At 61.7% G+C, this 12,363-nt stretch carries 9 protein-coding genes and 4 tRNA genes; 8 read left to right on the top strand and 5 right to left on the bottom strand.

The annotated features are described in order from the left end of the window. The first annotated feature begins 6 nt into the window (after positions 1-6). The 3 genes from ACO6VM_RS22375 (at position 7) to ACO6VM_RS22365 (ending at position 1,708) form a co-directional block, all read left to right on the top strand. Positions 7-612 (top strand): DUF4823 domain-containing protein, encoded by a 606-nt coding sequence (locus ACO6VM_RS22375; RefSeq protein WP_401057868.1) that lies wholly within the window; start codon positions 7-9, stop codon positions 610-612. 11 nt (positions 613-623) lie between these two features. Next, on the top strand, positions 624-1,184 hold the full coding sequence (locus tag ACO6VM_RS22370; protein WP_125857906.1) for a DUF1285 domain-containing protein: 561 nt from the start codon (positions 624-626) through the stop codon (positions 1,182-1,184). A gap of 98 nt (positions 1,185-1,282) precedes the next feature. After that, positions 1,283-1,708, top strand: a complete 426-nt coding sequence (locus ACO6VM_RS22365) for a cupin domain-containing protein (RefSeq protein ID WP_401057869.1) — start codon at positions 1,283-1,285, stop codon at positions 1,706-1,708. 55 nt (positions 1,709-1,763) lie between these two features. On the opposite strand, the gene ACO6VM_RS22360 is transcribed toward ACO6VM_RS22365, so the two are convergent. Next, positions 1,764-1,839: transfer RNA gene (locus ACO6VM_RS22360), tRNA-Asn, on the bottom strand. 61 nt (positions 1,840-1,900) lie between these two features. Next, complete coding sequence (locus tag ACO6VM_RS22355; protein ID WP_401057871.1) at positions 1,901-3,097, bottom strand: amino acid aminotransferase; 1,197 nt, start codon at positions 3,095-3,097, stop codon at positions 1,901-1,903. A gap of 289 nt (positions 3,098-3,386) precedes the next feature. On the opposite strand from ACO6VM_RS22355, the gene uvrB reads away from it, so the two are divergent. Continuing rightward, positions 3,387-5,402, top strand: a complete 2,016-nt coding sequence (gene uvrB / locus ACO6VM_RS22350; RefSeq protein ID WP_401057873.1) for an excinuclease ABC subunit UvrB — start codon at positions 3,387-3,389, stop codon at positions 5,400-5,402. 689 nt (positions 5,403-6,091) lie between these two features. On the opposite strand, the gene ACO6VM_RS22345 is transcribed toward uvrB, so the two are convergent. From ACO6VM_RS22345 to ACO6VM_RS22335, 3 genes are all read right to left on the bottom strand, one after another. Beyond that, positions 6,092-6,787 carry an outer membrane protein gene (locus ACO6VM_RS22345; RefSeq protein WP_401057875.1) on the bottom strand — a complete coding sequence of 232 codons (696 nt, stop codon included), beginning with the start codon at positions 6,785-6,787 and terminating at the stop codon, positions 6,092-6,094. 713 nt (positions 6,788-7,500) lie between these two features. Then, positions 7,501-8,991 (bottom strand): MDR family MFS transporter, encoded by a 1,491-nt coding sequence (locus ACO6VM_RS22340; RefSeq protein ID WP_322360288.1) that lies wholly within the window; start codon positions 8,989-8,991, stop codon positions 7,501-7,503. A 49-nt stretch (positions 8,992-9,040) separates the two neighbouring features. Continuing rightward, positions 9,041-10,096 carry an HlyD family secretion protein gene (locus ACO6VM_RS22335; protein ID WP_401057877.1) on the bottom strand — a complete coding sequence of 352 codons (1,056 nt, stop codon included), beginning with the start codon at positions 10,094-10,096 and terminating at the stop codon, positions 9,041-9,043. 143 nt (positions 10,097-10,239) lie between these two features. On the opposite strand from ACO6VM_RS22335, the gene gltX reads away from it, so the two are divergent. The 4 genes from gltX (at position 10,240) to ACO6VM_RS22315 (ending at position 12,352) form a co-directional block, all read left to right on the top strand. Then, positions 10,240-11,721 carry a glutamate--tRNA ligase gene (gltX, locus tag ACO6VM_RS22330; RefSeq protein WP_125857910.1) on the top strand — a complete coding sequence of 494 codons (1,482 nt, stop codon included), beginning with the start codon at positions 10,240-10,242 and terminating at the stop codon, positions 11,719-11,721. 279 nt (positions 11,722-12,000) lie between these two features. Continuing rightward, positions 12,001-12,076 (top strand) — tRNA-Ala (locus tag ACO6VM_RS22325). A gap of 71 nt (positions 12,077-12,147) precedes the next feature. Continuing rightward, positions 12,148-12,223 (top strand) — tRNA-Glu (locus ACO6VM_RS22320). Positions 12,224-12,276: 53 nt separating this feature from the next. Next, positions 12,277-12,352, top strand: a tRNA-Ala gene (locus ACO6VM_RS22315). Positions 12,353-12,363 lie beyond the last annotated feature (11 nt).

The following is a 12,363-nucleotide window of genomic DNA, read 5'->3' as shown; positions in this document are numbered from 1 at the left end:
GGAAAGATGCGTAGCCTGGTCTTGCTGCTGGCGCTGATGGCGTTGGGCGGCTGCATGAAAGTCAGCGACATGGGGGAAGAGGTCCGTGACCAGATGAGCGACGTGGGCCTGCTGGACCACAGCAACACCACCCGTACCCTGTCCATCCGCCTGCAGCCTGATTCGTTCATCTTCATTGGCCAGGGCGCGTTCATCCCGCCGGGCAAAGGGCCGCAGCCGCTGCAGAACGTGGTGGCAGAGGAAGCGTTCAAGAGCTTCATCGAGTACTTCCCGCTGGTGCGCCGAGCCCAAGGCCCGCTGGGCCTGGAGGATGCGATTGCCGAAGCGCGTTCAGTCGGTGCCGATTACGTGCTCTATACCCGGTTCGCGCGTACCGACGACCGTATCGGCAACAGCGACAACTGGTATGACGAACAGGCGCTCGATCGCCTGGGGCTGGACAGCGGCGTCGTACAGATGATGCTGATCGAGACCAGCACCCGCTACCTGATCGACACCGCGCGCATCAAGAGCCGTGGCGGTTTGTTGACGTTCTATGACAACAGCCCGCAGGATTTGCTTGCCGCGCCTATGCGCGAGTACGCTCGTAGCCTCCTGGGCATGAGCAAGTAAGCGAGCGTGATATGACCGACACCGGCAAAGCCAACGATCTCCTGGCGCAGATCCCTGCACACAAGGGGCTGCCACCGGTGCATCTGTGGAACCCGGATTTCTGCGGCGACATCGACATGCGCATCGCCCGTGACGGCACCTGGTACTACCTGGGTACGCCGATCGGGCGCAAACCGATGGTCCGGCTGTTTTCCACCATCATCCGCCGCGATGGCGACGACTACTTCCTGGTCACGCCGGTGGAAAAAGTCGGTATTCGCGTTGATGACGCGCCCTTCGTTGCGGTGCTGCTGGATGTGCAGGGGAGTGGCGAGCAGCAGGTGCTGCGCTTCACCAGCAACGTCGACGATCAGGTCGAGGCTGGCCCAGCCAACCCACTGCGGGTAGTGATCGACCCTATCACCCAGGAGCCTGCGCCCTATGTGCTCATGCGTGGCAACCTCGAGGCGCTGATTCACCGCAACGTGTTCTACCAGTTGGTGGAGTTGGCGGTGCCGCAGACCATCGAGGGTGAGCAGTGGCTCGGGGTTTGGAGCCATGGCCAGTTCTACCCGATCGGGCGCGACGCCTGAGCGAAGATCGGCCTCCCGCTTTTTCCGCGGATTGGCCGTTTCCCCTGTATCGGGCGGGGCATAACCTGAGGGCCACAGCCAATCAGGAGATCCCCTTCATGAGCATTCCCCGTCTTTCCCTCAGTGTGTTTGTCGCCCTCGGCGTTTTGGGCGCCAACGCGCCTGCCTGGGCGCATGGCGACGCGCAGCATCCCGACCAGGTGAAGATTCTCCAGGAGCAGTTGCCCAGCAATGCCCCGGGCAAGAAAGCGGTGATGCTCACCGTCAGCTACGCACCGGGCCAGGCATCGCCCGCCCATCAGCACCCAGGCGCGGTCATGGCTTATGTATTGGAAGGTGCGGTCGTCTCGAAGCTCAACGACGAGCCGCAGAAAACCTACAAGGCCGGCGAGTTCTGGTACGAAGCGCCCGGCACCGTGCACAGCGTATCGAGCAACGCCAGCAAGACCGCGCCGGCCAAGCTGCTGGTGTGGAGCCTGGTGGATGAGGGCAAGCCGGTGACCGAGCCGCTGGCCAAACCCTGAAACACAGGCAATAAAAAACCTCCAGTGCTTGCGCAACTGGAGGTTTTTCGCTGTTTGGCTCCGCGACCTGGACTCGAACCAGGGACCCAATGATTAACAGTCATTTGCTCTACCGACTGAGCTATCGCGGAATCTCGGCGTATCTTACCGGCTGCCAGGGGGAAGTCAAGCTTCCCCTTGGCAATCAAGGGGTTACAGCACTTCTACGATGGCCTTGGTGACCACGTGGATGTTGCTCTGGTTCAGGGCTGCGACAGCGATGCGGCCGGTGTCCAGGGCATAGATGCCGAACTCGTTCTTCAGGCGTGCCACTTGCTCCACGGTCAGGCCGGAGTAGGAGAACATGCCAGCCTGGCGACCAACGAAGCTGAAGTCGCGCTTGGCACCGTACTCGGCCAGCAACTCGACCATCTGCTTGCGCATGCCATGGATGCGGGTGCGCATCTCGGCCAGTTCGGCTTCCCACATCTGGCACAGCTCAGGGCTGTTCAGCACGGTGGCGACGATGGTCGCGCCGTGGGTCGGCGGGTTGGAGTAGGTGGTGCGGATCACGCGTTTGACCTGCGACAGCACGCGAGTGCTTTCGTCTTTCGAGGCGGTGACGATCGACAGCGCGCCGACGCGCTCGCCGTACAGCGAGAACGACTTGGAGAACGAGCTGGACACGAAGAACTCCAGGCCCGACTCGGCGAACAGGCGCACGGCGAAGGCGTCTTCGGCGATGCCGTCACCAAAGCCCTGGTAGGCCATGTCGAGGAACGGCACATGGCCTTTGGCCTTGACCACTTCCAGCACGTTCTTCCAGTCGTCCAGCGACAGGTCGACGCCGGTCGGGTTGTGGCAGCAGGCGTGCAGCACGATGATCGAGCCGGAGGGCAGGTTGTTCAGGTCTTCGAGCATGCCGGCACGGTTGACGTCGTGGCTGGCGGCGTCGTAGTAACGGTAGTTCTGTACCGGGAAGCCTGCGGTTTCGAACAGTGCGCGGTGGTTTTCCCAGCTCGGGTCGCTGATGGCAACCACGGCGCCCGGCGCCAGGCGCTTGAGGAAGTCGGCACCGATCTTGAGCGCGCCGGTACCGCCGACAGCTTGCACGGTCACTACACGGCCGTCGGCCAGCAGTGGCGATTGGGCGCCGAAAATCAGCTTTTGCACGGCCTGGTCGTACTGCGCGATGCCATCGATCGGCAGGTAGCCGCGGGAGGCGTGCTGGGCGGCACGCTGGGTCTCGGCTTCGATCACTGCGCGCAGCAGTGGAATGCGGCCTTCCTCATTGCAGTAGACGCCTACGCCCAGGTTGACCTTGTCGGTACGTGGGTCGGCGTTGAATGCTTCGTTGAGGCCCAGGATGGGGTCGCGGGGTGCCAGCTCGACAGCGGAAAACAGGCTCATTGTTACCTTGGCTCGGATAGGAGAGTGATAGGGGTTGCCACGCTCCAGCCGAATGCACTGAAGCGGTGCACAAACGGGGAGTCAGTATAGTGATACCGCCCGGTCACTGCGACAGTCTGGCGCAGCTTTTCCGGCTGTTTGCGCAAATATTTTTCGACCATTGGTCGAATTGCCTGGTCCATTGCCGTGGGGGCTGCCGGGCCAGGCTTGAAAGCCGCGCCCGGAGGGCGCATTTGCGTATAGACTACTGGCTAAATTTACAGTTGCCGCGACATTCACGAGGTCCGTCATGTCCGAGTTCCAGCTCGTCACCCGATTCCAGCCGGCCGGCGACCAGCCCGAGGCCATCCGCCAGATGGTCGAAGGCATCGAAGCCGGGCTTTCGCACCAGACGCTGCTGGGCGTGACCGGCTCGGGCAAGACCTTCAGCATCGCCAACGTCATCCAGCAGGTGCAGCGCCCGACCTTGGTGCTGGCGCCGAACAAGACCCTCGCAGCGCAGCTTTACGGCGAGTTCAAGGCGTTCTTCCCGAACAACGCGGTCGAGTACTTCGTCTCCTACTACGACTACTACCAGCCCGAAGCCTACGTGCCGTCGTCGGACACCTTCATCGAGAAGGACGCCTCGATCAACGACCATATCGAGCAGATGCGCCTGTCGGCGACCAAGGCGCTGCTGGAGCGGCGCGACGCGATCATCGTCACCACCGTGTCGTGCATCTATGGCTTGGGCAGCCCCGAGGCGTACCTGAAGATGGTCCTGCACGTCGACCGTGGCGACCAGCTCGACCAGCGTGCGTTGCTGCGCCGTCTGACCGAGCTGCAGTACACCCGCAACGAGATGGACTTCGCCCGCGCCACCTTCCGCGTGCGCGGCGATGTGATCGACGTGTTCCCGGCCGAATCGGACCTGGAGGCCATCCGCATCGAACTGTTCGATGACGAGGTGGAGAACATCGCCGCCTTCGACCCGCTGACCGGCGAGGTGATTCGCAAGCTGCCGCGTTTCACCTTCTACCCCAAGTCGCACTACGTCACGCCGCGCGAAACGCTGCTCGAAGCGGTGGAGGGCATCAAGGAAGAGCTCAAGGAGCGCCTGGAGTACCTGCACAAGCACAACAAGCTGGTCGAGGCCCAGCGCCTGGAGCAGCGCACCCGCTTCGACCTGGAGATGATCCTCGAACTGGGCTACTGCAACGGCATCGAAAACTACTCGCGCTACCTTTCCGGGCGCCCGGCCGGCGCGCCGCCACCCACGCTGTACGACTACCTGCCGGCGGATGCACTGCTGGTGATCGACGAATCCCACGTTTCCGTGCCTCAGGTCGGCGCCATGTACAAAGGCGACCGCTCGCGCAAGGAAACGCTGGTGGAGTACGGCTTCCGCATGCCATCGGCATTGGACAACCGCCCCATGCGCTTCGACGAGTGGGAGTCGGTCAGCCCGCAGACCATCTTCGTGTCCGCAACGCCCGGCCCTTACGAAGCCGAGCACGCCGGGCGCGTGGTCGAGCAGGTGGTGCGCCCCACCGGCCTGGTCGACCCGCAGGTCGAAGTGCGCCCCGCGCTTACCCAGGTCGACGACCTGCTGTCGGAAATCGGCAAGCGCGTAGCCCTGGGCGAGCGGGTGCTGGCCACCACCCTGACCAAGCGCATGGCCGAAGACCTCACCGACTACCTGGCCGATCACGATGTGCGGGTGCGCTACCTGCACTCGGACATCGACACCGTCGAGCGGGTGGAGATCATCCGCGACCTGCGCCTGGGCACCTTCGATGTATTGGTGGGCATCAACCTGCTGCGCGAAGGCCTGGACATGCCGGAAGTGTCGCTGGTGGCCATCCTCGATGCCGACAAGGAAGGCTTCCTGCGTTCCGAGCGCTCGCTGATCCAGACCATTGGCCGTGCGGCGCGCAACCTCAACGGCAAGGCAATCCTTTACGCCGACAACATCACCGGCTCCATGCAGCGCGCCATCGACGAGACCGAGCGGCGCCGGGACAAGCAGGTGGCGTTCAACGCCGCCAACGGCATCGTGCCCAAGGGTGTGGTCAAGGACATCACCGACATTATGGAAGGTGCCACCGTGCCCGGTGCGCGCAGCAAGAAGCGCAAGGGCATGGCCAAGGCGGCGGAGGAGGCCGGGCGTTACGAAGTCGAGTTGCAGACCCCGGCCGAGATCACCAAGCGCATCAAGCAGTTGGAAGAGAAGATGTTCCAGTTCGCCCGCGACCTGGAGTTCGAGGCCGCCGCGCAATTGCGCGACGAGATCGGCAAGCTGCGCGAGCGCCTGATCGCCAGTTGAAGGCCAGGGTTTGTATGAAAAGGCGCCGAGCGGCGATCAGGCAAGGCGAAAACAGGCGAGGAACGGTCGGAGTCGCGCTCGACTTTACGGGTTGTAAATGAGCATTCCGAGCCTGTTTTCAACGCAGCATGATCGTCGCGCAGGCACTTTTCGTACAAAGCCTAGTGTCGGCACGCTCTCTGTAGGATCGGCCTTGTGTCGCGAAAGGGCTGCGTAGCGCTGGATGACGACAAGTAGACCGGCCAAACGGCCGGTTACTACAACATGCTGACCACACGCCTCACAAATCTGGCCGCGAGGTTGATGCGAGAAATACGCGAACAAACATCGCCCTTAAAGCTGAGTTCGAAAGGTGAGTTCGTCGGACGCTTACCGTAAAGGAACGACGCTAATTGGTCATCGGACACCTCTCTATGGCGAGCATTCTCGCCTAAATGGGTGTCAAGTTTTATTCGACCACTACAAGCATTCCTGGCTGGTAAGCGCTGTGTAAAAGGGTAGCGGTTCCACGCAACTAGGCTCTGTACGAAAAGTTTTGTGGGAGCGGGCTTGCCCCGCGATGGAGTGCGAAGCGCTTCTGTGCCCGATATCAAATACGCCGTGAATTCGGGCTTTGCTGCCGCGTTGCGGCAGATCGCGGGGCAAGCCCGCTACCACAACGATGGATAACCATACTTTTCGTACAAAACCTAGAACGCCCAGCGAGCACCCAGCACGAACTCACTGGACACCAGATTGGCCTTCATTTTTTCGTCCTGCAGGCGTCGGGCGTTGTTGAAGCTGTTCCAACCGCTTTCGGTATCGCCCATATCGATGTAGCGATAGCCCAAGTCCAGGGCCAGGCGGTCGGTAACGTCATATGCCACACCCGCACCCAGCGACCACGCCAGATTGGTCTGCTTTTGCGACTCATACTGGCGAGCCTCGTTGCCCTGCCAGCCCGAAGACTTCAAATGAGCCAAGCCCAACCCGGCCGAACCGTACAGCGAGATTTTGTCGCTGATACGGAAATCCCGGTAAGCATTGAGCATTACACGACGGGACTCGATGTGATGAACATTGAGGCTGCTGGGGAAATTGCTCGAGCCGCTGGTGAATCTGTCTTTTTGCGGCAGCGACAGCTCCCCTTCCAAACGCCAGGCATTGCCAAACCGATAACCCATCCCGATAGAGCCGCTCATGTCGTTGGTGCTGTTGTCGCCCGCAACGAACGAACCGATACCGGGACGTGCGCTCGAGGACATATTGCGAGCCTTGTGCTCGGCGCTGATCACTCGGGCGACACCGTAATAGCCCTCTTGTTCAACAGGCGCGGCTGATGCCAACGAAGTTTGAGCCGCCAACGTCGCCAGCAGCGAGAGAGACAGTTTCTCAGTCGTTTTCATTTCTATTATTTCTCTTGAGGATCTTTAGTGCGTTGTTTCTGTCGCTCGGCCAACTAACTCCCCAGCGGAAGTGGGCATTCATTTAGCAGGTCAGAAACCCAGGGCAAGACCATGCCGGCTTCGTGGCCGACAGAGACTGGATTGAGCACCACATCGAAACTACGGGTGCGTAGGGCCTGGCAAGCGGCCTCGAGAGTAGGAATTACCGTGGGGATTTCCCAAAGATTGCAAGCGGTGCAGTCAGTGCACTTTTCCCCCACAAGCAGTACTTGTGGGGGTTTCAATCCGTTGTAGCGCTGGCATCCCTTTCATGATGTCTCTCTCGTTTGTCTCTGTGGCGACATGGCGACCACTGTACGGAGCGAAACAAAGAGGGAATGTAGGACAAAGACTAAAAAACGTTTAGGCAGTGAAAAAAGTGCTGCTTCGCTACCCCTGATTCATGCATGCATAAATCCTGGGGCCGCTTTGCGCGCCTTTCCGAGCGGTCCGGCGCCTAGGCACTGTACGAAAAGTTTTGTGGGAGCGGGCTTGCCCCGCGATGGAGTGCGAAGCGCTCCTATACCCGATATCAAATAGTGTCAAAGACGCCGCGAATCCAGGTTTTGCTGCCGCGTTGCGGCAGATCGCGGGGCAAGCCCGCTCCCACAACGATGGATGACCATACTTTTCGTACAGAGCCTAGGCAAGGCCGCTCCTGCAGGCCGGCTACCTCAATGAGCTTCCCCGGCCTTCAACCCCTGCGGCAACTTGCGCGTCAACAACACCGCCAGCATGCTCACCGCCAGCCCGATCCCGACGAAGTGGAAGGCATCGTTGTAGGCCATGATCATCGCCTGCTGGTGGGTGATCTCACTGAGCTTGCCCAGCGCCGCGGTGTCGTTGCCCAACCGCTCGGTGAGTTGCGCCAGGCGTTCGGCCACTTGCGGGTTGCTCGGCACCAGTGCTTCACGCAGGTAGTCGAAGTACACCTTGGCCCGCGCATCCAGCAAGGTCGCCAGCAAGGCGATGCCAATTGCGCCGCCGAGGTTGCGCAGGATGTTGAACAGGCTCGACGCCGACCCCGCATCCTGGGGTTGGATGTAGGCCGTGGCGATCAGCGAGATGGTCACCATGATCATCGGCTGGCCAAGGGCGCGGATCACCTGGATCTGGTTGAACTGCGGCCCGGCGAAGTCCGGGTTGAGCACCCCCGAACTGAAACTGGCCACGCCAAACAGGCAAAAGCCCAAGGCGCACAGCAGCTTTGGCGAGATCACCTTCATCAGCAGCGGCACCAGCGGAATCAGGAACAGCTGCGGCACCCCCATCCACATGATCACCTCGCCGATCTGCAGGGCGTTGTAGCCCTGGATCTGTGCCAGATACAGCGGCAGCAGGTAGATCGAGCCGTACAGCCCCACACCCATGCCCAGGCTGGCGATGCTGGATAAACCGAAGTTGCGGTTGCCGAGGATGCGCAGGTTGATCAGCGGGTGCGGGCGGGACAGCTGCAGGATCACGAACAGGATCAGGCTGACCAGGGCGACACTGCCCAGGCCGACGATCAGGCTGGATTCCAGCCAGTCCTTGCGGTGGCCTTCTTCAAGGAACACCTGCAGGCAGCCCAGGCCCAGGCCGAGGCTCACGATGCCGGCGTAGTCGGTGCTCTTCAGCAGCTCCCAATGGGCTTCCTTCTTTTCCAGCCCGTACATCAGCCCGGCAATCATCAGCAGCCCTGGCGGGATGTTGATGTAGAAGATGTACTCCCAACCCCAGTTCTCGGTCAGCCAGCCCCCCAGGGTCGGGCCGATCGACGGGGCGAAGGTGGCGGTCATGGCGAACATGGCCATGCCCTTGGCGCGATGATGTTCCGGCAGTTTGATCAACGTCAGGGTGAACGCCAGCGGGATCAGTGCGCCGCCGGTGAAGCCCTGCAGGGCGCGGAACACGATCATGCTTTCCAGGTTCCAGGCCATCGAGCACAGCAGCGACGAGGCCAGGAAACCCAGCGACACCCACACCGCCAGGCGCCGGGCCGACAGCAACTGCACCAGCCAGGCGGTCAGCGGGATCATGATGATCTCGGCCACCAGGTAGGAGGTGGAAATCCACGAGCCTTCCTCAAGGGTGGCTGACAGCGCGCCCTGGATGTCCTTGAGCGAAGAGTTGGTGATCTGGATGTCCAGCACCGCCATGAAGGCGCCGAGCATCACGCTCATCACTGCGATCCAGTCGCGCCGGGTGGGCTCTGCGCTGGGCCGCAGCAGTTGGTCACCGGCCATCGCGGCTGTCGCCCTGGCTGCGCAGGTCGACGGTGGCCGTCACCGACATGCCTGGGCGGATGCGGCCATGCAGCGGGTTGTCGGCGGCGAAGGTCAGTTTGACCGGGATGCGCTGCACCACCTTGGTGAAGTTGCCGGTGGCGTTGTCTGGCGGCAGCAGGCTGAACTGTGCCCCGGACGCGGCGAACAGGCTGTCGACGCGGCCTTCGATCGGGGTGTCGGGGTAGCTGTCGAACAGCAGTTCGGCGCGCTGGCCGGGGTGCATCTTGCCGATCTGGGTTTCCTTGAAGTTGGCCTGCACCCAGATGTCCTGGTCCGGAACGATCGACAGCAGGTAGGCGCCGGCCTGCACCACCTGGCCGTTGCGCGCGCTGCGCTGGCCGATGGTGCCGCTGATCGGCGCGTGGATCTCGCAGCGGGTCAGGTTTATTTCGGCCTGCGCCAGGTCGGCGCGGGCATTGGCAATCTGTGCATCGAGGCGCTTGAGTTCGGCGCTCAGGGCATCGACCTGCTGGCGCTGGCCTTTGAGATCGGCCTGGGCCTTGTCCACCTGGGAGCGGGCCACATGGCTTTCCGCCGAGAGGGTGGTGACCCGCTCTTCGGAAACGAAGCCTGGCTTGCGCAGGGCCTGGGCGCGGTTGAGGTCGAGCTGCGAGCGGTCGAGGGTGGCCTGGTTGGCGGCCACCTGGGCCTGGCCGGCGGCAATCAGGCTGCCTTGCTGGGCCAGCCGGCTCTGCGCCTGCAGCCGTTCCGCTTCGCGGGTGGCCAGCGCGGCGCGGGCGCGGGCCACGGCCAGTTCGAAATCGGCGACTTCCAGGCGCACCAGCAAGTCACCCTTGCTGACATGCTGGTTGTCTTCCACCCTCACTTCATCGATGCGCGCGCCGAGCTGGCTGGAAACGCGGGTGATCTCGCCTTGTACATAGGCGTTGTCGGTGCTCTCGAAGAAGCGCCCCTTGAAGTACCAATGGGCGAGGAAGGAGAGGGCGATCAGCGCGACCAGGGTGATGAAGATCAGCAAGCGACGTTTGAGTTGGGCGGGCATGAGGACTATGGTTCCAGAAGTGTAAGCAAATTTAACAGGCGCAACCGGCACCGTCACAAGTGACGAAAGCGCCATTGCTGGAGCCCAGTGCCCGCTCCCTGCTAACATCCCGCCTTTGTTTGAATCTTCGTTCGAGACTCTCCATGACCACCGTTCGCACGCGTATCGCGCCATCGCCCACTGGCGACCCCCATGTCGGCACTGCCTACATCGCCCTGTTCAACTACTGCTTTGCCAAGCAGCACGGCGGTGAGTTCATCCTGCGTATCGAAGACACCGACCAGCTGCGCTCCACCCGCGAGTCGGAACAGCAGATCTTCGACGCCCTGCGCTGGCTCGGCATCGAATGGAACGAAGGCCCGGACGTCGGCGGCCCGCACGGCCCGTACCGGCAAAGCGAGCGTGGCGAGATCTACGCCAAGTACGCCAAGGAGCTGGTCGATGCAGGCCACGCCTTCTACTGCTTCTGCACCGCCGAAGAGCTGGAGCAGATGCGTGCCGAGCAGATGGCCCGCGGCGAGACCCCGCGCTACGACGGCCGCGCCCTGCTGCTGAGCGATGAGGAAGTGCAGCGCCGCCTGGCGGCCGGCGAGCCTCACGTGATCCGCATGAAGGTGCCGAGCGAAGGCATCTGCGTGGTGCCGGACATGCTGCGTGGCGATGTCGAGATCCCGTGGGACCGCATGGACATGCAGGTACTGATGAAGAACGACGGCCTGCCGACGTACTTCCTGGCCAACGTGGTCGACGATCACCTGATGGGCATCACCCATGTACTGCGTGGCGAAGAGTGGCTGCCCTCGGCGCCCAAGCTGATCAAGCTGTACGAGTACTTCGGCTGGGAGCAGCCCAAGCTGTGCTACATGCCGCTGCTGCGCAACCCGGACAAGTCCAAGCTGTCCAAGCGCAAGAACCCGACCTCGGTCACCTTCTACGAGCGCATGGGCTTCATGCCCGAAGCGATGCTCAACTACCTGGGCCGCATGGGCTGGTCGATGCCGGACGAGCGCGAGAAGTTCTCGCTGGCAGAGATGGTCGAGCACTTCGACCTGTCGCGCATCTCGCTGGGCGGCCCGATCTTCGACATCGAGAAGCTGTCCTGGCTCAACGGCCAGTGGCTGCGTGAGCTGCCGGTTGAAGAATTTGCCGCGCGCCTGCAGAAGTGGGCCTTCAACAGCGACTACATGATGAAGATCGCCCCGCACGTGCAGGGCCGGGTTGAAACCTTCAGCCAGGTTGCCCCGCTGGGTGGCTTCTTCTTCGAAGGCGCGTTGAAGCTTGACGCCAAGCTGTTCGAGAGCAAGAAACTGTCGTCCGACCAGGTGCGCCAGGTAATGCAGCTGATCCTGTGGAAACTGGAAAGCCTGCGCCAGTGGGAGAAGGACCGCATCACCGCCTGCATCCAGGCGGTGGTCGAGTCGTTGGAACTCAAGTTGCGCGATGCCATGCCACTGATGTTCGCCGCCATTACTGGCCAGGCCAGCTCGGTTTCGGTGCTCGACGCCATGGAAATCCTCGGCCCAGACCTGACTCGTTACCGCCTGCGCCAGGCCCTGGACCTGCTGGGCGGCGTGTCGAAGAAAGAAAACAAAGAGTGGGAAAAGCTGCTGGCGAATATCGCCTGATAGCGGCTTTTGCTTTCGTGGGAGCGGGCTTGCCCCGCGATTGCGATGTTGCATTGACCATCGCGATCGCGGGGCAAGCCCGCTGCCACGGGACTTTGTTTGCATTGAAGAGCAGGGCAGGGCGGTAAGTGATTGTTATCTGTGAAAAATTTTTTGATTAATTTCAAAAATTCGTTTGACAGCCCTGCAATCGGAACTTAATATGCGCCCCGTCCACAGCGATGAACGAAAACGAAACGCCAGGCACCCAGCCAGCGATTCGGTTCAAAGCGACATTGTGGGGCTATAGCTCAGCTGGGAGAGCGCCTGCATGGCATGCAGGAGGTCAGCGGTTCGATCCCGCTTAGCTCCACCAAATTCCGCTTAACGGCAATGCCGGTAAGCAAGACCGGGTCCAGCAACCGGGTCTTGAAGGTAAGAAGGTTCGTCCCCTTCGTCTAGTGGCCTAGGACACCGCCCTTTCACGGCGGTAACAGGGGTTCGAGTCCCCTAGGGGACGCCAGTTTTGCACAAGCGATGTTTAATCATGTCGCTGGGCCGAGAGGCTAGAAATCCGGGGCTATAGCTCAGCTGGGAGAGCGCCTGCATGGCATGCAGGAGGTCAGCGGTTCGATCCCGCTTAGCTCCACCAATTTTGCCGCG

Origin of the sequence: Pseudomonas sp. GZD-209 (assembly GCF_049310485.1) — a bacterium.
In the GTDB taxonomy this organism is placed as follows: domain Bacteria; phylum Pseudomonadota; class Gammaproteobacteria; order Pseudomonadales; family Pseudomonadaceae; genus Aquipseudomonas; species Aquipseudomonas sichuanensis.
The sequence above is the reverse complement of the archived record's forward strand: the minus strand, read 5'-3'. Positions and strand labels throughout refer to the sequence as shown.

Excerpts from the sequence above, each read along its gene's own strand:
- ACO6VM_RS22375 (WP_401057868.1), top strand. The coding sequence starts at position 7 with ATGCGTAGCCTGGTCTTGCTGCTGGCGCTGATGGCGTTGGGCGGCTGC.
- ACO6VM_RS22345 (WP_401057875.1), bottom strand. The coding sequence starts at position 6,787 with ATGAAAACGACTGAGAAACTGTCTCTCTCGCTGCTGGCGACGTTGGCG.
- gltX (WP_125857910.1), top strand. The coding sequence starts at position 10,240 with ATGACCACCGTTCGCACGCGTATCGCGCCATCGCCCACTGGCGACCCC.
- uvrB (WP_401057873.1), top strand. The coding sequence starts at position 3,387 with ATGTCCGAGTTCCAGCTCGTCACCCGATTCCAGCCGGCCGGCGACCAG.
- ACO6VM_RS22335 (WP_401057877.1), bottom strand. The coding sequence starts at position 10,096 with ATGCCCGCCCAACTCAAACGTCGCTTGCTGATCTTCATCACCCTGGTC.
- ACO6VM_RS22365 (WP_401057869.1), top strand. The coding sequence starts at position 1,283 with ATGAGCATTCCCCGTCTTTCCCTCAGTGTGTTTGTCGCCCTCGGCGTT.
- ACO6VM_RS22370 (WP_125857906.1), top strand. The coding sequence starts at position 624 with ATGACCGACACCGGCAAAGCCAACGATCTCCTGGCGCAGATCCCTGCA.
- ACO6VM_RS22355 (WP_401057871.1), bottom strand. The coding sequence starts at position 3,097 with ATGAGCCTGTTTTCCGCTGTCGAGCTGGCACCCCGCGACCCCATCCTG.